The 20,559-nt window shown below is 62.0% G+C and carries 22 protein-coding genes; 8 read left to right on the top strand and 14 right to left on the bottom strand.

The window, feature by feature from the left end:
- The first annotated feature begins 2 nt into the window (after positions 1-2).
- Together A7X77_RS18025 and A7X77_RS18020 are read left to right on the top strand one after the other, a co-directional pair.
- On the top strand, positions 3-764 hold the full coding sequence (locus tag A7X77_RS18025; RefSeq protein WP_064684205.1) for an ATP-binding cassette domain-containing protein: 762 nt from the start codon (positions 3-5) through the stop codon (positions 762-764).
- A complete protein-coding gene (locus A7X77_RS18020; RefSeq protein ID WP_064684204.1) occupies positions 761-1,807 on the top strand; it encodes a hypothetical protein in 1,047 nt (348 codons plus the stop codon). The genes A7X77_RS18025 and A7X77_RS18020 overlap by 4 nt, the downstream gene beginning before the upstream one ends.
- A gap of 171 nt (positions 1,808-1,978) precedes the next feature.
- Here the strand turns inward: A7X77_RS18020 and A7X77_RS18015 are convergent, their stop codons facing one another.
- From A7X77_RS18015 to denD, 6 genes are all read right to left on the bottom strand, one after another.
- Positions 1,979-2,878, bottom strand: coding sequence for a carbohydrate ABC transporter permease (locus A7X77_RS18015; protein WP_064684203.1), 900 nt, complete (start codon positions 2,876-2,878; stop codon positions 1,979-1,981).
- 10 nt (positions 2,879-2,888) lie between these two features.
- Positions 2,889-3,821, bottom strand: coding sequence for a carbohydrate ABC transporter permease (locus tag A7X77_RS18010; RefSeq protein ID WP_064684202.1), 933 nt, complete (start codon positions 3,819-3,821; stop codon positions 2,889-2,891).
- A gap of 80 nt (positions 3,822-3,901) precedes the next feature.
- Positions 3,902-5,206: an ABC transporter substrate-binding protein gene (locus tag A7X77_RS18005; RefSeq protein WP_064684201.1), complete on the bottom strand. Its 1,305-nt coding sequence runs from the start codon at positions 5,204-5,206 to the stop codon at positions 3,902-3,904.
- 160 nt (positions 5,207-5,366) lie between these two features.
- On the bottom strand, positions 5,367-6,434 hold the full coding sequence (locus tag A7X77_RS18000; RefSeq protein WP_012489698.1) for an ABC transporter ATP-binding protein: 1,068 nt from the start codon (positions 6,432-6,434) through the stop codon (positions 5,367-5,369).
- A gap of 76 nt (positions 6,435-6,510) precedes the next feature.
- Positions 6,511-7,284 carry an SDR family oxidoreductase gene (locus tag A7X77_RS17995; RefSeq protein ID WP_064684200.1) on the bottom strand — a complete coding sequence of 258 codons (774 nt, stop codon included), beginning with the start codon at positions 7,282-7,284 and terminating at the stop codon, positions 6,511-6,513.
- A complete protein-coding gene (gene denD, locus A7X77_RS17990) occupies positions 7,281-8,270 on the bottom strand; it encodes a D-erythronate dehydrogenase (protein WP_064684199.1) in 990 nt (329 codons plus the stop codon). Before denD ends, A7X77_RS17995 begins: the two co-directional genes overlap by 4 nt.
- 384 nt (positions 8,271-8,654) lie before the next feature.
- On the opposite strand from denD, the gene A7X77_RS17985 reads away from it, so the two are divergent.
- Positions 8,655-9,653, top strand: a complete 999-nt coding sequence (locus A7X77_RS17985; protein WP_082928831.1) for a LacI family DNA-binding transcriptional regulator — start codon at positions 8,655-8,657, stop codon at positions 9,651-9,653.
- A 95-nt stretch (positions 9,654-9,748) separates the two neighbouring features.
- Here the strand turns inward: A7X77_RS17985 and A7X77_RS17980 are convergent, their stop codons facing one another.
- A complete protein-coding gene (locus A7X77_RS17980) occupies positions 9,749-10,222 on the bottom strand; it encodes an NUDIX domain-containing protein (RefSeq protein ID WP_064684198.1) in 474 nt (157 codons plus the stop codon).
- A gap of 97 nt (positions 10,223-10,319) precedes the next feature.
- Between A7X77_RS17980 and A7X77_RS17975 the strand changes: the two genes are divergently transcribed.
- The 4 genes from A7X77_RS17975 (at position 10,320) to A7X77_RS17960 (ending at position 12,923) form a co-directional block, all read left to right on the top strand.
- Positions 10,320-11,141 (top strand): DUF1206 domain-containing protein, encoded by an 822-nt coding sequence (locus A7X77_RS17975; protein WP_064684197.1) that lies wholly within the window; start codon positions 10,320-10,322, stop codon positions 11,139-11,141.
- Positions 11,142-11,182: 41 nt separating this feature from the next.
- A complete protein-coding gene (locus A7X77_RS17970; protein WP_064684196.1) occupies positions 11,183-11,680 on the top strand; it encodes a hypothetical protein in 498 nt (165 codons plus the stop codon).
- 89 nt (positions 11,681-11,769) lie between these two features.
- Positions 11,770-12,303, top strand: coding sequence for a GXWXG domain-containing protein (locus tag A7X77_RS17965; RefSeq protein WP_064684195.1), 534 nt, complete (start codon positions 11,770-11,772; stop codon positions 12,301-12,303).
- Between the two features lie 101 nt (positions 12,304-12,404).
- Positions 12,405-12,923: a hypothetical protein gene (locus tag A7X77_RS17960; protein ID WP_064684194.1), complete on the top strand. Its 519-nt coding sequence runs from the start codon at positions 12,405-12,407 to the stop codon at positions 12,921-12,923.
- Positions 12,924-12,957: 34 nt separating this feature from the next.
- Here the strand turns inward: A7X77_RS17960 and A7X77_RS17955 are convergent, their stop codons facing one another.
- The 3 genes from A7X77_RS17955 to A7X77_RS17945 all read right to left on the bottom strand — a co-directional run bounded on the left by A7X77_RS17955 (position 12,958) and on the right by A7X77_RS17945 (position 15,282).
- Positions 12,958-13,143 (bottom strand): hypothetical protein, encoded by a 186-nt coding sequence (locus A7X77_RS17955; RefSeq protein ID WP_064684193.1) that lies wholly within the window; start codon positions 13,141-13,143, stop codon positions 12,958-12,960.
- Positions 13,144-13,237: 94 nt separating this feature from the next.
- Positions 13,238-13,594, bottom strand: coding sequence for a response regulator (locus A7X77_RS17950; RefSeq protein ID WP_064684192.1), 357 nt, complete (start codon positions 13,592-13,594; stop codon positions 13,238-13,240).
- A gap of 23 nt (positions 13,595-13,617) precedes the next feature.
- A complete protein-coding gene (locus tag A7X77_RS17945) occupies positions 13,618-15,282 on the bottom strand; it encodes a sensor histidine kinase (RefSeq protein ID WP_064684191.1) in 1,665 nt (554 codons plus the stop codon).
- Positions 15,283-15,434: 152 nt separating this feature from the next.
- Between A7X77_RS17945 and A7X77_RS17940 the strand changes: the two genes are divergently transcribed.
- Positions 15,435-16,727: a GGDEF domain-containing protein gene (locus tag A7X77_RS17940; RefSeq protein WP_064684190.1), complete on the top strand. Its 1,293-nt coding sequence runs from the start codon at positions 15,435-15,437 to the stop codon at positions 16,725-16,727.
- Positions 16,728-16,776: 49 nt separating this feature from the next.
- Here A7X77_RS17940 and A7X77_RS17935 read toward each other — a convergent pair whose 3' ends face one another.
- The 4 genes from A7X77_RS17935 to A7X77_RS17920 form a co-directional block, all read right to left on the bottom strand.
- Complete coding sequence (locus A7X77_RS17935; protein WP_170965015.1) at positions 16,777-16,974, bottom strand: hypothetical protein; 198 nt, start codon at positions 16,972-16,974, stop codon at positions 16,777-16,779.
- Positions 16,975-17,272: 298 nt separating this feature from the next.
- The gene (locus A7X77_RS17930; protein WP_064684188.1) at positions 17,273-18,307 is read right to left on the bottom strand and encodes an L-idonate 5-dehydrogenase; all 1,035 of its coding nucleotides are present in this window, start codon (positions 18,305-18,307) and stop codon (positions 17,273-17,275) included.
- A 10-nt stretch (positions 18,308-18,317) separates the two neighbouring features.
- Positions 18,318-19,724, bottom strand: a complete 1,407-nt coding sequence (locus A7X77_RS17925; RefSeq protein ID WP_064684187.1) for a TRAP transporter large permease — start codon at positions 19,722-19,724, stop codon at positions 18,318-18,320.
- A 4-nt stretch (positions 19,725-19,728) separates the two neighbouring features.
- Entirely contained in the window at positions 19,729-20,301 is a 573-nt protein-coding gene (locus A7X77_RS17920; RefSeq protein WP_064684186.1) for a TRAP transporter small permease, read from the bottom strand.
- Positions 20,302-20,559: the final 258 nt, after the last annotated feature.

Genomic DNA, 20,559 nt, shown 5'->3' with positions numbered 1-20,559 from the left:
GGATGAGCGGTACCGAAACCCTCGTCGAGATGCGACACATTGAGAAATTCTATGGTCGCGTCCACGCTTTGCGCGATGTCAACCTCACCATAAGAAAGGGAGAGATCGTCGGTCTTCTCGGCGATAACGGCGCGGGCAAGTCCACCCTGATCAAGGTGCTGTCGGGCGCGGTTCCATACACGTCCGGCCAAATCTTCATCAAGGGCCGCGAAGTGCGGTTGCGCAGTACCAACGACGCGATTGCGAGCGGCATCGAAACCATCTACCAGGACTCCGCCCTGGTCCCACAGCTTTCCATCGCCCGCAATCTCTTTCTTGGACGGGAGCTCAGAACAGGCCCCCGCTTCCTCGACCGGCTGGACCAGGAGCGGATGAACGCGGTTGCCGCCGATCTTCTGAAGCGAGTCGGAATTTCAAAGAACATTCCGCCCACTACGCCGATCGGATCGCTTTCCGGTGGGGAACGGCAGGCGGTGGCAATCGCGCGCGCCATGTATTTCGACAGCGACCTGATCGTCCTTGACGAACCGACCAACAATCTCGGCGTTGCCGAAACCCAGGGTGTGCTGCGTTTCGTGCGCGAGGCACGCGACACCGGCCACTCCTGCATTTTCATCGCGCACAACATCCATCATGTCTTCCAGGTGGTGGACCGCATGGTGGTGATGCGACGCGGCACCGTCGTCGCCGATGATCTAAGCCCCGCTACCTCATCGATCCAGGAGGTCGAAAATATCATCACCGGCGGACATATCGCGGCATGATCGAGATCCGTGCCAAGGGAATCCGCTTCGGCTTCGATGCACGGACCGGTCTCCTCGACGGCTTTTCCGTGGAAGATGAGGGGCACGAAATCGCTCTGCTGCACCGTGCGCCATGGGTCGGCACGGAGGAGACAATGCCGCCCGGTACGCCGCCGCATCTGATGGCGCTCGGCGGCGATTTCTTCTGCGCACCCTTCGCAGGCAGCCAAGAGGGATCACCCCTTCATGGCTGGACCGCCAATTCACCCTGGGACGTGGTCGAACAGGAGGCCGGGCGGCTGCGGGCCAAGCTGCAGCGCACCGTCTGCGGCGCGACCGTCACCAAGGAGCTCGAGGTTGAAGACGGGCACGCCTGGGTCTATCAGCGCCATGTCTTCGCCGGCGGGAGCGGCCGCATTGCCATTTCGAACCATGCCAACGTGTCGCTGCCTCGGGGCGGACTCATCAGTTGCTCCCCCAAATCGGCATGGGAGACGCCGCCGGCGCCGCCCGAAGTCGATTCCGCCCGTGGGCGCTCCGGCCTGCGCTATCCCTCGCGGTCAACGGCGCCCGACCGCTTTCCTGGGATCGACGGATCGGTGGATCTGAGCCGGTTCCCGTGGAACCCGCGGCATGAGGATGTCGTCATCGCCATAGAAGGCTGCGAACACAGCTTGGGTTGGACCGCGGTGACGCGGCCGGCCGAGGGAGATCTGTTTCTTTCCCTCCGGAATGCCCGCCGCTTGCCCATGACTATTTTCTGGCATTCCAACGGCGGCCGCGACTATCCCCCGTGGTCGAGCCGACACTTCGGCTGTTTGGGGGTCGAAGAGAGTGCGGCCGCAGCCTTGCTCAGCCACTCCAGCGAAAACGACCTCTCAGGTCCCGGGGCACTCACCCTCGTCCGGGACGGGCAAGCCGAAGTAAGGCATGCCATAGGCGCCATCTCGTGGCCCTCCGGCGAGCGCGTCGAGGATATTCGCGTGGTGGACCGTGCCATAGAAGTTTGCGGCGATCGAGGAGGGTTCCGGCGCCTGGCTTTCCGGACGCACTTTCTCGACTGAGGCGAAGGACGCAAGTCGGTGGCCAGAGCCCTTGCCGAAAACCGCGCCACTCAGCATCGGTTGGAGCGAAAATCGCACTGATACCCGCACTCTCAGGCTGCGTGCAGAGCAGCGTCGACGGCAAGGCAAAAATGACTTGCCTTGCCCGTTGCCGTTAAGCCGGTCCGGGCGCTACTCCTTCACCGCCCCCGTCATCGACGACACGTAATAATCGACGAAGAAGGAATAGAGGATGACCACAGGCAGCGAGCCGAACAGCGCGCCGGCCATCAGCGATCCCCATTCGAAGACGTCGCCGCGCACCAGTTCGGTCAAGACGCCGACCGGAATGGTCTTGTTCTCCGAGGACTGGATGAAGGTCAGCGCATAGATGAATTCGTTCCATGACAGCGTGAAGGCGAAAATACCGGCCGAGATCAAACCCGGCACTGCAAGCGGCAGGATGATCTTGACCAGGATCTGCCAGCGGTTGGCGCCGTCGACCAGGGCGCTCTCCTCGAGTTCGAACGGGATCGAGCGGAAATAGCCCATCAGCAGCCAGGTGCAGAAGGGAATGAGGAAGGTCGGGTAGGTGAAGATCAGCGCCAGGCGCGAGTCGTAGATGCCGAGCTTGAAGACGATGAAGGCGAGTGGGATGAACAGGATCGACGGCGGGATGAGATAGGCGAGAAAGATGACGAGGCCGATCTGCCGCGAGCCGGTGAAACGCACGCGCTCGATCGCATAGGCGCCGAAGACCGATGCCACCAGCGACAGCGCGGTCGATCCCACCGCCACCAGCATCGTGTTCCACAGCCAGCCGGGGTAGGACGTTTCGAGGAAGAGGTATTTGATGTGGTCGAGCGTCGGCCCGATCACCCAGAAGGGACTGTAATTATTGTAGTCCGTCAGCTGCTCGTTCGGCTTCACGGCGGTGATCGCCATCCAGTAGAAGGGAAAGAGCAGCACGAAGACGAAGACCGCCATCGGCAGATAGAGCATCACCACGCGGCGCGGCAGCCGGTTCAGATAGCTCATGCCCTCGGCATTGTCGGTCAGGACCTGATCGGCGGTTTTGAGATTGGTCGACATCGTTATTCCCCTAATCCTGGCCACCCTGCTGCCATTTGCGGCGTTGCAGGCCGAAGAAGCTGAACATGATGGCGCCGAGCAGGAAGGGCACCATGGCGACGGCGATGGCTGCCCCTTCGCCCAGCTGCCCGCCGGGAATACCGCGCTGGAAGGAGAGTGTCGCCATCAGGTGCGTGGCGTTGACCGGCCCGCCCTTGGTCAGCACGTAGATCAGCTGGAAATCCGTGAAGGTGAAGAGCACCGAGAAGGTCATGACGACGGCGATGATCGGCGTCAGCATCGGCAGCGTCACATAGCGGAAGCGCTGCCAGCTCGTCGCGCCATCGAGCGAGGCGGCCTCCTGTAGCGAGGCCGGGATGGTCTGCAGGCCGGCGAGCAGCGAGATCGCCACGAAAGGAATGCCGCGCCAGACATTGGCGACGATGACCGAGATGCGTGCATTGGTTGGATCGCCGAGGAAGTTGATCGGCGCGTCGATCAGCCCGAGCTTCATCAGCGACCAGGAAATGATCGAGAACTGGGAATCGTAGATCCACCAGAAGGCGAGCGCCGAAAGCACCGTCGGAACCACCCAGGGCAGGAGCACAATCGCCCGGAAGAAGGATTTGAACGGCAGGTGCTGGTTCAGTAGCAGCGCCAGCCAGAGGCCGAGCGCGAATTTCAGCGCCGAGGCGATCACCGTGTAGAGAATGGTATTGAAGACCGACAGCCAGAAGACGGCGTCGTCGGCGAGGAACTGGTAGTTCTCCAGGCCGATGAAGATACCGTCACGGCCGATCCGCGTGTCGGTGAAGCCAAGCCAGACGCCGAGCCCCAGAGGATAGGTCAGGAAGCAGACAAGGAACACCGCGGCCGGCAGCATGAACAGGAAGCCGAGCACATTGTTATTCTGCATAAGCGAGGAGATCGGTCCACGCGTATCCCCGGATTTCAAGGTCGACATTGCTTGTCTCCAGATTGCATTCAGTTCTTGAGAGACGGACGGCATGCCGGCTGCCGGCATGCCGTCCGCCTGACTCTGGATCAGACGCGGTAGTAGCGGTTCGCTCGGCGTTCGGCTTCCTTCATTGCGTCCTCAGGCGACTTCTGGCCGGTAACGGCGGCGGCATACATGTCGACGAGCACATAATCGGCCATGGTCGCCGCCGAGGCGTAGCCGAGCGGGCCGGCATAGCCGTTCGGGCGCAGCCTTTCCGAAGCGCGCGCATAGGGCGCGTGGACCGGATCGGCGGCCCAGACCGGATTCTTGGCGAAGGCCTTGAGAGGCTGGCAGCAATAGGCGCTGGAGCCTTGGATCCAGGCGTTCATCTGGTCGGCTTCCATCATGAACTTGATGTAGGCCTTGGCCGCTTCCGGATATTTGGTGTGCTTGAAGAGCAGCAGCGAGCTCGTCTGGAAAAGCTCGACGCTCTTGCCGACCGGTCCGATCGGGAAGTTCGTCGTGCGCATGTCCTTGGCGATCTCGGCGAGCTTCGGGTCGTTCTTGGCCGTGTAATAGACCGAGACGCCATTTGCGATCAGCGATACCTGGCCCGCCAAGAAGGCGCGGTTGTTGTTGACGTCCTGCCAGCTTTCCGTGCCCGGAATGAAGGTTGCGTAGAGCTCCTTGGCGTAGTTGATCGAGGCGAGCGTTTCCGGGCTGTTGATCGTCACCGTGCCGCTTTCATCGACCATCTTGCCGCCATGGCTCCAGAGCAGCCAATGGGCGTAGTTGTTGCCGTCGCCGACCGCCTTACCATGCGGGAAGCCGGCGGGCGTGCCCTTCGCCTTCATGGCCTTGCATAGCTCGAGGAAGCCCGCGGTATCGTTCGGAAATTCGTTGAAGCCGGCCGCCTTGACGTGGCTGTCGCGATAGACAACCGCATTGCCGATCGCCGTCAGCGGCATGGCGATGAACTTGTCGTCGCGGGTGGCGTAACCCTTCACGCCGTCGTACCAGCCTTCATATTTGTTGCCGAGATAGTTGCCGAGTTCGGTGAGATCGACCAGCTTGTCCGGATATTGATGCGCGTCGTCGAACCAGCACATGATGAGATCGGGACCGGAGCCGACATTGGCCGCGACGGCTGCCTTCGGACGAATGTCCTCCCAGCTTTCCTTGTCGATGCGCACTTCCACGCCTGTGGCTTCGGTGAATTTCTTGGTATTGGCGATCCAGGCATCCTCATCGCCCTTCACGAAAGGCGTCCAGCGCAGGAGCCTGAGGCTCGCGCCGCTTTCCGGCGTGTAGGTCGGTTCGGCCTGCGCCAGAGATGGCCTGATGCCGAGACCGGCAACGCCGGCAACGGCTGCCGATGCGGCAAGAAATTCACGTCTCTTGATCGTCATGAGATTCCTCCTCATTGAAACAGCGGGAGCAATTCTCCGGCATCCACCTCCCGCTTGGTGAACGGCGGCCTGGCATCTCCGGGGGAGCTTTTGCTCCCGGGACGCTTGCTCTCCGGCGGCAGGGAGAACTCCTCCTCTCCCGTGCCGCCGCCGGATGGCATCAGTCGGTCAACCTCTTGCCGCCTTCGGCATCGAAGAGGTGAACATGCGCGGCGTCGATCGCCACGCGGATGGCTTCACCCGGGCGGGCATCGACACGCTCGCGGAAGACGCAGCTGACCTCGCTGCCGCCGAGGCGGACGGTCAGATGTGTTTCATAACCGGTCGGCTCGATCACTACGATCTCGGCCGGCAGCCCATTCGGATCGAGCGAGATATATTCGGGGCGCAGCCCGTAAACGAGGTCGCGGCCCACAGCACTCGCCGGCGGATTGGCGACCGGCAGCCGCGTGCCGTTGGCCGCGACGAATTGACCGGGATTTTCCGGATCGAGTCTGCCGTGGATCATGTTCATCGCCGGCGAGCCGATGAAGCCGCCGACGAAGAGATTGGCGGGACGGTCGTAAAGCTCGAGCGGCGAACCGATCTGCTCGACGATGCCGTCATGCATGACGACGATCTTGTCGGCCATCGTCATCGCCTCGATCTGGTCATGGGTGACGTAGACGGTCGTCGTCTTCAGGCGCTGGTGCAGTTCCTTGATCTCGGCGCGCATGGCGACGCGCAATTTTGCATCGAGGTTGGAGAGCGGCTCGTCGAACAGGAAGACTTCAGGATCGCGCACGATCGCGCGGCCCATGGCGACGCGCTGGCGCTGACCGCCGGAAAGCTGGCGCGGATAGCGGTCGAGCAGCTTGTCGAGGCCGAGAATACCGGCGGCATATTTCACCCGTTTCTCGGCTTCCGCCTTCGGCGCCTTGTTGAGCATGAGCGAAAAGCCCATGTTCTGCTCCACCGTCATATGCGGATAGAGCGCATAATTCTGGAAGACCATGGCGATGTCGCGGTCCTTGGGCGGCAGCGTGTTGACGACGCGCCCGCCGATCTTGATTTCGCCGCCGGAAATGTTCTCGAGCCCGGCCAGCATCCTCAAAAGGGTCGACTTGCCGCAGCCCGAGGGGCCGACGAGGATGACGAATTCCCCATCGGCAATATCGATGTCTACCCCCTTGATAACGGGATGCGCGCCGAATGATTTCCGGACATCTTCGAATTGAACGTTTGCCATACTCCCTCCTCCCAGATCATGAGCATTACGCAAGCACTGTATCTATGTCGTTTGCGGCCGGCGGCAGCCCGCCTTCTCACCCCCGCCCGACAAAAGGCATCTTCGTTGCCATCACTGTCATGGTCAGCACATTGGCGCTGAGCGGCAGGCCCGCCATGTAGACGACCGCATCGGCAATATGGGCCGGATCGATCGTCGCTTCCGCCGCGATGCTGCCGTTTGCCTGCAAGACGCCGGCCGCAATCCTCGTCGTCATGTCGCTTGCGGCATTGCCAATATCGATTTGGCCGCAGGCGATGTCGAATTCGCGCCCGTCGAGAGCGGTGGATTTCGTCAGCCCCGTTATGGCGTGCTTCGTCGCCGTGTAAGGCGCGGAATTCGGACGCGGCGTCGTGGCGGAGACGGAGCCGTTATTGATGATGCGCCCGCCGCGCGGGTTCTGGCTCTTCATCAGCCGGAAGGCCTGCTGGGTGCAGAGAAAGGCGCCGGTGAGATTGGCGGCGACGATGGCGCTCCACTGCTCAAAGGAAACCTCCTCCAGCGGCACCCCCGGCACGGTGACGCCGGCATTGTTGACCAGCAGGTCGAGCCGCCCGTGTTTTTCTGAGATGGCGTCGAAAAGAGCCCGTACCGAAGCGGGATCGCCGACATCGGCGGAAACCGCGAGGAACTCCGCGCCGGTTTCGCCGCCAAGCTCGCTCGCCGCTTCTTCAAGCACGTCGGCCCGCCGTCCTGAAATGACGACCGTGTAGCCGGCAGCGCCGAGCCCCCGCGATATGGCACGCCCGACGCCGGTGCCGCCGCCGGTGACAAGCGCGATCCTTGCCTCTCCGCTGGCCGATATGCTCATGCGATCCTCCCGTCGAGCTCATCCTCGATATGGACTTTCAGGATCTCGTCGAAGCTTGTCTCCGCCTTGAAGCCGAGCGAAGACGCTCTCTCGGCGTCGAACTGGGTCGGCCAGCCGGCGACGATGCGTTCGATCATCGGATCGGGGACGCGTTTGATGAGGGCGACCGCCTTGTCGCCAGCCACGCGGCGCAAGGCTTCGATCTCTTCGGAGACCAGCGCGGAAAGACCCGGCATGGTGAGGTTGCGCCGCGCGCCGATCCTTGCCGTATCGACCGTCGCGGCATGGACGAAGAAGCCGACGGCCGAGCGCGGACTTGCGAACCAGTGCCGCACGTTGTCGCTGACCGGCAGCACCGCTTCCTCGCCGACCAGCGGTTCGCGCAGGATGTTGGAGAAGAAGCCCGATGCGGCCTTGTTCGGTGCGCCGGGCCGCACGCAGATGGTCGGCAGCCGTATGCCGATGCCGTCGAAAATGCCGCGGCGGGAATAATCGGCGAGCAGCAATTCTGCGATCGCCTTCTGGGTGCCGTAGCTCGTCAGCGGCGTCGTGAAGAATTCATCGGGAATGACCTCGGGAAACGGCGTTCCGAAGACAGCGATCGAGGACGCGAAGACGAGGCGCGGGACATAGGCGCTGGCGGCGAGACCGGCCTGGCGGATCGCATCGAACAGCGCGCGCGTACCGTCGAGATTGACGGCATAGCCCTTGTCGAAATCCGCTTCCGCCTCTCCCGAAACGATGGCGGCGAGATGGAAGATCAGGTCCGGCCGGCCTTCGATCAGCCTGTCGGCGGCGCCGGCACCGGCGAGGTCGACCGTCAGCGCCGTTGAAACGGACCGGAGCGATTCCGGCACCGGCGGCTGAAAGGCGTCCGCCAGCGTCAGCCTGGTGACGGGCCGGCCGAAAGCCAGCGGCTCGCGCGCGATCTTCTCGATCAGCTTGCGACCGACCATGCCGGCTGCGCCCAAAATCATCACATGCATGGCGGCTCATCCTCCCGTTCGGCCGGTGTCTTCGGTAAGAACGCACCGCTCGTCGCATTGTCCTGGCGGTCACGGCCTGTCGCAGCTGGCACCGCGATCGGAATGTGTCCGATCGAATTCAGATAGGTCTACAACCTGCAGGTCAAGCCGGATTGGCTGATCAGCAGATCTTGGCAGTCAAACTTTGCTACGATGCCGGACGCCCGAAGCTTTGTCCGTCCCGTTTCTGATCCAGGTTTTGACCGCTGGTATCGATACCGGTATCGGTAACAACGCCTATTTTGAGCGCATATGTCAAGTAGTACGTGTTTTCCTTTTTTGGAAAAGAGCCTATGAATCTGGTGTTGGCCGCTGGCGAGGCAATTCGACTAAGGAATCGGTTCGATGCGTAAATCCACATTGGAAGAGGTTGCCGCCGCAGCCGGCGTCAGCAAGATGACGGCATCGCGCGCCCTTCGCGGCGCGGCCGACGTCTCCAAGAAGACGCGCGAAAAAGTACTCCAGCAGGCCGAGCGGCTGAGTTATGTCGGCAACCGGCTGGCGCTCTCGCTGTCATCGCAGCGCACGAACCTCGTCGCCGTCGTTGTTCCCAGCATGTCCAACATCGTCTTTCCCGAAATGCTGGCGGGCATCTCGGCCGGGTTGCGGGGATCCGGCATGCAGGCGGTTTTCGGCATCTCCGACTACGACATGGCGAAAGAGCGCGAGATCATCCGCGACATGCTCTCCTGGCGGCCTGCCGCCATCATCGTGACGGGTCTCGATCAGCCGGCAGAAACGGTCAGAATGCTGCAGAATGCGGAGATCCCGGTGATCCAGCTGATGGACCTCGACGGCACGCCCATCGATTTCAACGTCGGGCTTTCTCATGGCAAGGCGGGAGAGGAGATGGCAAAGGCGCTTTTGGCAGCCGGCCGGCGGCGGTTCGGCTATATCGGCAGCGCGATCGACCGAGATTTGCGTGCCGGCAAACGAAGAGCCGGCTTCGAGAAGGTGCTGCGCGAGAGTGGCCTTTCATTCGTGGCCGAGCGGATCAACGCCCCCTATTCCTCGGTGGCGCACGGCAAGCGGCTGTCGCTCTCCATGCTCGCCGCGACCCGGGATCTCGATTGCATCTATTATTCTAATGATGACATGGCAACGGGCGGCGCTTTTGCATGTCTGGAGCTCGGCATTGCCAGCCCCACGGAAATCCTGATCGCCGGATTCAACGGGTTGGATGTTGCCAGTGCCCTCCCCGTCAGGATCGCGACCTCGATTTCGCCACGGCGCCAGATGGGCGAAACCGCCGCCGCGCTTCTGCTCGCTGCGAGCAGCGGTGACGAAAGCCGCATATCCGAGAAGATTATTGCCTTCACGCCGGAGATCACCGGGATCGGCTGATGTCATTACGCCGGGTCATCGCCTCAAGCGCGTTGGTCAAGCGTCGGTGCGCGATTTGCAGTCTCTGAAAATAGAATAATGGAGCAAGGCCGCGATCATTGCTCTCTACCGAGCTGCTTGAGGAGGTCGGCAATCATTGCCCGCTGGCCCTTGAGGATCTTGATCTCCGCCTCTGCGGCTGGAAACCATTCGGCGCGGTCGACCTCGGGGAAATTCTGGATGCGGCCCGTTCGCGGTGGCCATTCGATCTGAAACTCCGAACTCCGTATCTCCTCGACACTCAGCGTGGCGTTCGCCTCCACTGACCAGACGACCACGACTTTTCCGCTGGGCTGGCGATATTCTCCGAGCCGGGCGAAGGCTCCTTGAATTTCGACGCCGAGCTCCTCCTGCGCCTCCCGGATCGCTGCCGGCAGCTCGTCTTCACCGGACTCGATCAATCCTTTCGGGATCGACCAGGCGCCCTCGTCCTTCTTCGCCCAGAAGGGACCGCCGGGATGGACGAGCAGGACTTCCAGCCGCGCCTCGAAAAGGCGGTAGATGAGAAGTCCGGCGCTACGGACCGGCATCGGCAACTCCCCGGATGATCATGGTCATTCCTCGATGACAACTTTCCGCGCGGTGGTGCGTTAGGGATGACAGCCACACAGACGCACGGAGAATATCATGCCCAAAGGATTTCGTTTCGACTTGCTTGCGAAGAGTGGTTATGTGGCGCGGGGCGCCGTATTCCTTCTTGTGGCGGGCTTGGCCCTCTTCTCCGGTGTCGCCGGGGGAGAGCCGGAAACGAAGTCGGCACTTTCAACGCTTCTCGGACAGCCCTTCGGCCGCGTTTGGGTCGGGCTCATCGGCCTTGGACTTCTTGGTTTCGTCGGCTGGCGACTGGCGCAATCCCTGGCCGACAGCGACGGCCACGGCAGCAACGCCAAGGCTGTCGCCATCCGCACCGTTCTCTTCGGTAGCGCCGTCGCCTACCTCGGGCTTGCCGGATACGCGCTGGGACACGCACTCTTCAGCGGCGGCGGAAGCGAAGGATCGGGTGAGAAGGGAATGGCCCAATGGATCATGTCGCAGCCGTTCGGCGCCTATCTCGCCGTAGCCGTCGGCCTCAGCTTCATCATCGGCGGGGTCGTGACGGCAGCCAAAGGTATCACCAAGAAATTCGAGCGCTATCTCAGACTTGCCGACGCCAGCGGCGTGGTGACCACGGTCTGCATTTACGGGCTCGTCGCACGTGGAGTCGTTTTTGCGATCATGGGAATTTTTTTCGCCTATGCCGGTTTCCGCGTCCATCCGCAACAGGCGGGCAGCATGGCGGACGCGCTTGAGTGGGTGAGACAGCTCCCGTTCGGCTCGATCCTCTATATCGCCGTCGCGATCGGACTGGCAGCCTTCGGTGTCTATAACCTCATCGAAGCGCGCTATCGCATCGTGCGCAGCCCTTCCCTTGCCGATGTCAAACATCCGATCCCGACACCTGGCCATTAGCAACGGCTTTTCAACGGAGGGGACTGCGCCATCTCTGTCAGATGATCTATTTCACCGGCGATACCCACTTTGCAGATCCGCGCGTCCTTCGCATCGACCGACGCCCCTTCCCCGACATGACCTCGCATGACGTGACGCTGATCCGGAACTGGAACGAAATCGTTGGTCCGAAGGACGACATCTGGCACCTCGGCGACGTCATGTCGTTCCGGGGCGGGGACTGCGACCAGCTGCTTTCCATGCTGAATGGGCGCAAGCACCTCATCGTCGGCAACAATGATCCGCCGACGACGACGGAGGCGACGGGATGGGCAAGTGTTCAGCACTACAAGGAGATGACGCTGGACGATCATCTGCTGATCCTGTGCCACTACCCGTTCCGCACCTGGAACAAGATGGGCAAGAAATCGATCAATCTGCACGGACATTCCCACGGCCGTCTGAAGCCCCTGCCCCGCCAGTACGATGTCGGTGTCGATCGGCAGGGCCTCAGGCCGGTGTCGCTGGAAGCCCTGTTGTCAACGAAGCGCGGGCTTTGATCTCGCCGTATCGATAGGGAATGATCGGGCCGGTGGCGCCGCCATTTCTTCATGGTGGGCGAGATGTTCGGTTGCGTGACTGGAAACGGATGGAAAGCATGGGTCAGCAGGACGAGATGAAGACCTGGTTCTCTTCGCTGAAGCCTGTCCGGCCGGTCGAGATGATCGGCTTGTGGAGGGGTTCGGGTATTCCGTCCGATCACCCGCTCGACGGCGTTCTCGAGAACCTTGGCTGGTTCGGCAAGCGGTTTCACGCGGACATGCGCGCAGACGCCCTGCTCTTTCAATGGCGTGCGGATCGGCTGGTGGCCATTGAACCCCGGTTTTTGCCAATCGGACTGGCCATCAAGGCCGCACCGTTCGGCCGCACAAGGATCGCGCGGAACTGGTTCTCCTATCTGCAGAAGGCATTGCGCGCGCGAGGCACGACCGCGTCGCTTGCACTTCAGACCTCGGGGGACGGCGCCACCGCGGCAATGCGTTACGACAAACAGCCGATCATCGATTATTTTCGCCGGATGAATGAGCAAGACCTGGCTGGAATGATGTGTGTTGAAGGCGATGCCCGTCGTTATTTCTTCAAGCTGCGAAGAATCGATGCCATCGCAGCGACGGAGAGGTAAGTCGTAAAGCGCCGGCCTGCACGGGCAACAAAAGCGATCCGACGCCGGGAACAATCTGCCATGCTGGCCGGTTGTCCGAACACGCAAACTGGGGGGCTACCATGCGTATTATCCTGATCGCAACTTTGCTCTTGCTGCCTTGTCTGCCTGTCGGGGCAATGGCGTCGGAGGTCGGTTTTTTGCAGTCTTTGGCCGGCGACTGGAGCGGGACTGGAAAGGTGCTCACGCGGATTGGCGGCACGAACCTGAACGTCTCCTGCACCCTGCGATCTGATGCGAGCGCATCCACCGTTTCGATGAACGGGAAGTGTCGTGGCCTTGCGGTTTTCACCAGAACCTTCTCGGCGACCGTCAAGGCTGCCGGAGAGCGTTATACCGGCAATTATGTCGGGCCGTCAGGACTGCCGTCGAAGCTTGCAGGCAACAGGAAAGGTACTGCCCTCAACCTGCGTGTGACCTGGGCGCGGCTGGTCAACGGTGATCGAGACGCAGTTTTGATGATCGAGAAAGTCGGGCAGAACCGGCTTCGACTGCAGACCGTCGACAAAGATCCTGCTTCCGGCCAGTCGGTCGTGACCAGTCGCATCGATCTGCAGAGGCCCTCGACGGCTGAGAGATAGCGGGCCGCGCAACATCCCGATCGCGGCCTTGGCTTCAGTGCTTTTTGGCGTGATGGTCGCCGCGATCGCCTTCTCCGGGCTTCGCATCGTTCTTCGCCTTGCGCCGCTTGTCGGCCGAGAGCGAGCGGCCGACGTCCGCCGACTCGGTGAAGCGGCCCTGATCGTCGCGGCGGACGTAGCGCTTGTCGGTGCCTGTATCGATGAGCTCACGTTTTGACATGATGTTCTCCTGCTGTTGGATCAGGGAAACGCACGAGATTCCAAAAGGATGCATTGGCCGCTGCATTATCAGGCGGCGTGCCTCGGCTCACCTATCAAGCGGCCATTCTGACGAGCGCGTCGCAGAGCTGCCGGGTATCGTAAGGCTTTGGGAAGAAAACGCCACGCTCGGGCAATTCATCTTCCCCCGGCTGCTTCATGCCGGAGACGATGATGATTTCGACCGGCGGCCAGCGGTTGCGGACGGCCTTTGCGAGTTTCAGACCGTCCATGCTGCCCGGCATGTCGATGTCCGTGAAAAGGATCCGAATGCCGGGCACGCTTTCGAAGAGGATGAGAGCCTCATCGGCATTGTGTGCTTCGAGCGCTTCCAAGCCTGCTTCCTCGACGATGCCGACCGCCATCATCAGCAGCAAAGCTTCGTCCTCGACCACGACTACCTTGGTTTTCATGTTTCGCTCGCATGCATGTCATCTTACCCAGGGTCAACTTCGCCTTTCGCAACCGGTTCCGCGATCGAAAATATAACTTCGAAGACGAGTCCATCGGGCCTGTAGTCCGAGCTGGAGCGCGCCTGCGCCTTCGCCGGGAAGGCCCGTTCTATCAGTATCGAGCCGAAGCCCTTTTTCGTCGGTGTCGAAACCGGTGGCCCACCCGCCTCCGTCCAGACGAGAAGGACGCGTCCGTCATCGTGCTTCCACTCGATGGTGACTGTTCCATTTTCGCTTCCGAGACTTCCATACTTGGTTGCGTTGGTCGCCAGTTCGTGCACCACGAGCGAAAGCGGCAGGGCGGTGTCTGCGGGAAGAACCACTTCCGGGCCATCCAGGCGAATGCGCTCGGCCTGCGAGGCGACGTGGGCGCGCAAGGCCGCGGAGACAATCTCCCTGACGGACGACGCCGATCCCTCGCGCGACAGGATGAGATCATAAGTGCCGGCGAGCGCTGCGAGCCTCTCGGCGAAGGAATTGTATCTTTCCGGATCGGACCGGGAGAAGGTTTGCCGGGCAATCGCCTGAACGAGGGTGAAGCCATTCTTGACCCTATGCGCCAGTTCGCGGACAAGGAGGCTGCGCTCCTCCTCCGCCTCCTGGCTCTGGCGTCTTCGTTCATCGAGTTCGTCAAGCAGCCGGTCGAAGGTCGCACCGACCACACCGAGCTCGTCCGGTCCTTTCATGCCGGTGCGCGCCGTCGTTTGACCGCTGCGCCACTTTTCCATCACATCCGCGATCCTGGAGATCGGCACGAGGATGAAGCGGTTGCCGATGAAGATCGCGGCGAGAAAGGCAAAAAGCGCACCGCCGACAATGGCGAGCGTATTCATCGTCGTCGCCCGATTGATCGGCGCGAAAGCTTGCTCCTTGGAGAAGCCGGCGCTGACATAGAGAGGGCTGGAGGGCAGCGCGATCGGGCGATAGCCGAGGATGCGTTCGGTGCCGTCCTGGCTCACCACATCGATCACGTCGGGCTGGTCGGCATGGATCAGGCGCTCAAGGGCATCGGGTATGACGGTGCCGACGAAACGCTCGGGCGAGGGAACGTGCGCAACGATCGTTCCATTGCCGTCGGCTATCGTCACCGCGTTGCCGGGAGCAACGCCGCGCTCGGTGATGCGGTTCTGCAGCCAGTCCAGCCGGATTCCGCTGACGATGACGGCCTTCATGGCGTCGCCCTCCATCAGGGGCATGGCGAGCGGCAGGACGGGTCTGTCGACAAGGCGGCTCTGCGTATAGTTCCCGACGACGAAAGCATTGGTCTTGAGCACCTGCTGGAAATAGTCTCGATCGGAGAACGTCACGCCCTCGGGAAAAGCCATGCTGCCGCAGACCGGCCGGCCGTCGAGGCCGACGACGAAGATGGTGCGGATGTTCGGAATGCTTTCGGCGACCGATTTGAGAGCTTCATTGCAGCCTCGGACGTCGAGGTGCCGCACGGACGGCATGGCGGCGACGGAGACGAGAAGGGCGTGCAGGCCCTCTATGATCCGTTCGACTTCCGACGAGGCTTGTCTGGCCACTTGTGCCGCGGATGCGCGCACCTCTTCATTGCGCTGGTGGCGCAGCGCGACTTCGTTGTAAACGAGCATCGCCACCACCGGCGCCAGCGCCGCGACCGCAACTGCGACCAGCTTAAGTCTCATCCTGTTTCCTCTCGGAATAAGGTAGGTAGCATGTCCGAGAGGGTCTGGCCCAGATCACGCGGTCAAACTTGTTTACAAAATATCAACGCAGGAATCCGGACGTCCGCGCGGCAGCCTTGCCGAGTTTCCGATTGCGGCTAGATAGAGCAAAGATGAATGATGCCAAAAGCATGTCCTTCGAAGGTTCTGCAGCCGGGTCCTTTTCGCCGCGGCCGCTGACCGGCGCGATGGCGGATGAGGTCGAACGCCTTTTATCGGGCCGAACCCGCGATATTCGCCTGACGGGCGAACTACAGCGCCGGTTCGACGAAAGGTTATGGCGCCAGAGGGCGAAAGTCATCCGTTCCTGGATGACTTGGGTCGCCTTCGTCGATGTTCTGACCCTGGCGCTGAATGCCATGCTGCTTCCACGTGAGGTTGCCCTGTTGATGGTCGCCCCGGCCTGCCTGCTGCCGCCGGCGGCGATTCTGACGGCGTTCATCTGGACCAAGCCGCGCCCGGTGGCGATTCAACGCGCATCGCTCCTCGGTGGAATGTGCGTCATCCTGCTGTCGGTCGCACTCGTCGGCGTCTTTGCGGGGGGCGAATTCTACGAGCGCCATTTGACCATCATGCTGTTCGTTGCCACGAGCGCTATCACCATCTTCAGCGTGCCGCTTGCCTGGACGATCGCAATCGCCTGTTATGCCCTCTGCCTCTATTTCACCTTTCAATGGTACAACCCGCTCGTGGACGCGGGCAGCGTCATAGCCGGGACTCTGTTCTTTTCCTGCGGGATCATCGCGACCGTGGTCGCCAGGCGAACGATGAACATCCTGGCGCAGAAGACATTTCTCCTCGACTGCAGGGATCAGCGCCGCGTCGCGGAATTGGCCGATGCGAATGCCCGATTGGAACGGCTGGCCAGAACCGATCCGCTGACGGGGATCGCCAACCGCCGTTGGATGATGGAAACGCTCGAGAGCCTCTGGCGGCACGGCCGTGAAACCGGCATCGTCGCCATGCTCATGTGCGACATCGACCACTTCAAGGCGTTGAACGACAAGCTTGGGCACGGTGAAGGCGACCGCTGCCTTGTGAAGGTCGCCGGCATTATCCAGAGCTGCGTGCGCGCCGATCGCGACCTCGTCTCACGACACGGCGGCGAGGAATTTCTCATCGTCCTTCCGGATGTGGATGAAGAAGAGGCTGTCGCGGTGGCGAAGCGAATACGTGAAAGCGTGGAGGCGGCCGCCCTTCCGAACCCGTCTTCCGGCGTCGGCCCGTCGGTGACGCTGAGCGTCGGGGTGGCGTTCAAATCGGCGGCCGACACCGGCGTTTCCCTGGCTAATCTCCAGCACGAAGCCGACGTGGCACTCTATCGCGCCAAGGAGGCGGGCCGCAACCAGGTCTGCGTCTTCCACCGTCCGCCACCCGCTGCCGAACAGATCGCCGCCCGCCGCTGAAGGCGCAGCTGGCGGGAAGTTTCGATCGACGCGCATCGGCGCAATCAGCTCAGCGGATCACCAAAACCGCCGCCATGGCGACTGCCGAGATGAAGCCGGCGGCGCTGAGCCCGAACGTCAGATATTCTGTCGCTCTTTGTCGGTGGCCGAGCTCGACACTTCCAAGGACGGCCGCAATGCCTCCCGCTATCCAGCTCGCCAACGTCAGTGCGCCGAAGAAAAGCGCCCACTGCGTTGCTGTCTCCATGATTTTGCTCCCTTTTCGGCCGCCGCCCGGCAGGAACATTCCTGCGCGGGTCTATCAGTAACAAAACTGGGCCTGCTTTGTTTCCACATGGCGTTGCACTTTTTCGAACCACTCGGCACACCCGCGACACCGTGCTGCTGCATCGTTCGGCAATCGCGGTCGCGGCAGAGAACGGCTGGGGAAGGAGCTGTTCGATCCGTGCGACCGCTACGCTGCCGCCGCAGCCGCTGACGACGATCGGCGCAAAGATTCATCTCGCCTGGCGCGAATGGCGCGCCGGCAGGTGTGACACAGGCTTCTAAAACGTAAGCTGTACCTTACAGGCGGCCGTCCGGTCGCCGGCCAGTGTGAAGGCTGTCGTGGCCTCTTCGAGGGGCAGGCTGTGGCTGATGATCGGCCGGACATCGATTTCGCGACTTGAGATCAGCTCGACGGCGGCGGCGAATTCCTCGTGGAAACGCTGCGTGCCGTGGATATGGAGTTCCTTACCGACGATGGCGTTGAGCGGGATCGGGATCTCTCCTGTGACACCGACCTGCACGATCGTGCCGCGCGGCCTGATGGCGGCAATGGCGCTGCGGATGGCGGGTGCGGCGGCCGAGCATTCGAAGACGAGATCGAAATAGCCCTTGCCCGTCTCGAATTCGGCAAGTGCTGCAGCCTCTCGAGACACATTGATCGTCCGGCTCGCGCCCATCGCCTCGGCTCTTTCCAGCGCCGCATCGGCAAGATCGGTCACGACGATCTCGGCCGCGCCGTGATAGCGAGCGGCGGAAACCATCAGGCAGCCGATCGGGCCGGCGCCTGTGACAAGGACGCGCTTGCCCGCGATCTCACCCGCACGCGATGCCGAGTGCAGGCAAACGGCCAAGGGCTCGCTGCAGGCGGCTTCCGCAGCCGTCGTCGCCGCTCCCACTTCGAAGCACTGCTTGGCTGGCACGACCAGCCATTCCCGGAACATGCCCTGCTCATGAGGCAGGCGCATCGCGCTGCCCATGAAGCGCATGTCGAGGCAGTGGATGGGCAGTCCCTTCGCGCAATATTCGCAATGGCCGCAGGGCTGGCTGGGGTTGACCGCCACCAGCGTCCCGGGTTTCAGGTCGACGCCCTCCCCTGCCCTCTCCACGATTCCCGAGGCCTCGTGACCGGGTATGATCGGCTCGCGCACCCGGATCGGTCCGAAGCCGCCGTCCTGATAATAATGCAGGTCGGAGCCGCAGATGCCTGCGGCTGCCATTTTCAGCAGCACCTGGCCTGAACCGGGGAGCGCAACGGTGTCGGCCTCGATCCTGAGATCGCCCTTTTGGTAAAGTCGAGCCAGACGTGTCCGCATCGGGGCCCTCCTATCTCAACAGTCCGAGCTGCTGCGGCAGCCAGAGCGATACGGCTGGGATGAAGGTGATCAGGATCAATGCGAGGAAGAGCGGCACCAGCCAGGGCAGGATCGCCATGGTGGTTCGTTCGACCGAGAGTTTCGCCACTCTGGACAGCACGAACAGCACCATGCCGAGCGGCGGATGCAGCAGGCCGATCATCAGGTTCAACGTCATGATCAGGCCGAACTGAACCGGATCGATACCGAATTTGGCGACGATCGGCAGCAGGATCGGGACGAGGATGGTGATTGCCGCGATCGTATCCAGGAAGCAGCCGACGAACAGCATCAGCAGGTTCACCAGGATCAGGAACACCCATTTATTGTCGGTGATCGAAAGGATCGCATCGGACAGCAGCTGCGCGGCCTGGCTGACCGTCAAGAGCCATGCGAAGACGGAAGCCGCGGTGACGATGAAGAGAACCGATGCCGTCGTCTCGATCGTATCGAAGCTGGCCTTGGCGAGCGTCGAGAACGTCATGGTGCGGTAGCGCACCAGGCCGAGGAACAGAGACCAGAGCACGGCGGCGACCGCGGCTTCGGTCGGCGTGAACCAGCCCATCGTCATGCCGCCGATCAGGATGACCGGGGTCATCAGCGCCATGACGGCGGAAAAGCCGAAATACCAGTCGAGTGCCAACAGCACGAGAAGGGCGATGCCCGCCGCCGCATTCATCGACAGGCCGGCCCGCATCATCAGATAGATCGCCACCGGCACCAGCAGGACGACGAGGATCTCCAATCCGGCCGACAGGAGTTGTCTGACATCGAACGGCGCGTCCGAGCCCCAGCGCTTCTTGTAGGCAAAGGCGGCGACGGTAATCATCATCAGCAGCGTCATGACGATGCCGGGTAGGATGCCGGCCATGAAGAGCGCGCCGATCGAGACGTTCGCCATCATGCCATAGATGACGAAAGGCAGCGACGGCGGAAAGATCGGGCCGAGCGTGGCAGATGCCGCCGTCACGCCGACCGCGGCTTCGACCGGATAGCCGTGATCCTTCATCGCCTTGATCTCGATCGTGCCGATGCCGGCCGCATCGGCGAGTGCCGTGCCCGACATGCCGGAGAAGATAACCGAGCCGATGATGTTGACCTGCGCCAGCCCGCCCTTCATCCAGCCGACCAGCGCGACCGCGAAGGAATAGATGCGGCCGGTCACACCCGCCGAGTTCATCAGATTGCCCGCGAGAATGAAGAAGGGCACGGCGAGCAGCGGGAAGCTTTCAACGCCGGCGATCATGCGCTGGGCGACGATAATGTCCGGAGCGATGCCGTAGAGCACGATGTAGAGCACGGAGGCGACGGCCATCGAGATGGCGACGGGCACGCCGATCAGCATCATCACCAGAAAGGAGCCAAGAAGCAGCAGCATTGGATCAACCCTCGACGGTCTGGAATTCTTCCGGGCGCTCCAGAACGGAGTAGCCGCGGCGCATATTGGCGATGAAGACGATCACCGCGCGGATCAGCATCAGCACGAAAGCGACCAGCACCGAGTAGAAGACGATGTTGCGCGGCAGTGCGATGGTGACCATCTCCTCGTCGGCGACGATGCCGACGTAACGCCACATCAGATAACAGCCATAGGCGAAGAAGCCGATCCGGATGATATCGACGAAAGTGGCGAGCACGCGGGCCAGCCCCGCCGGCATGTAGTGATAGAACACGTCGACCTGGATATGCCGCGACGTGCGCACGCACATCACGGCGCCCAGAAAGACGACGCCGATCAGGCAGTTGATGGCGATTTCCTCGGTCCAGGCATAGCTGTCGTTCAGCACATAGCGCGTGAAGAACTGCAGGAAGACGCAGCCGGCCATCAGCCAGAAGACGATCAGCGTGATCCAGTCCTCGATCGCATAGTCCGAGACTTTTGCGGTCGGCGCATGGCCTTCGAATTCGTGGCCGATTTCCTCGGCCGTAATCGGCGTGTGAATTTCTTGCGACATGATCGGCCTTGTTCCTGTTGGCGAAAGAGGAGCGGCGCTTATTCATCCTCGGCCTTGTGCCGAGGATCTGCTGCCCTATCGAACGGTGGCAGATGCTCGGGACAAGCCCGAGCATGACGAAGAGTAGTTGGCGGCCCTTTCAGTTCGTCGACAAACCTCGTTCATTGCTCGGCGGCGCCTGCCCCTCATCCGGCTGCCGCCACCTTCTGCCGTAAACGGGGCGAAGGGGATATGCCGCGACCCCTCCGTCCCTCGCCA

It is taken from the genome of Rhizobium bangladeshense (assembly GCF_001662075.1).
Classification (GTDB): Bacteria; Pseudomonadota; Alphaproteobacteria; order Rhizobiales; family Rhizobiaceae; genus Rhizobium; species Rhizobium bangladeshense_B.
This window is presented reverse-complemented; position numbering and strand designations above follow the sequence as displayed.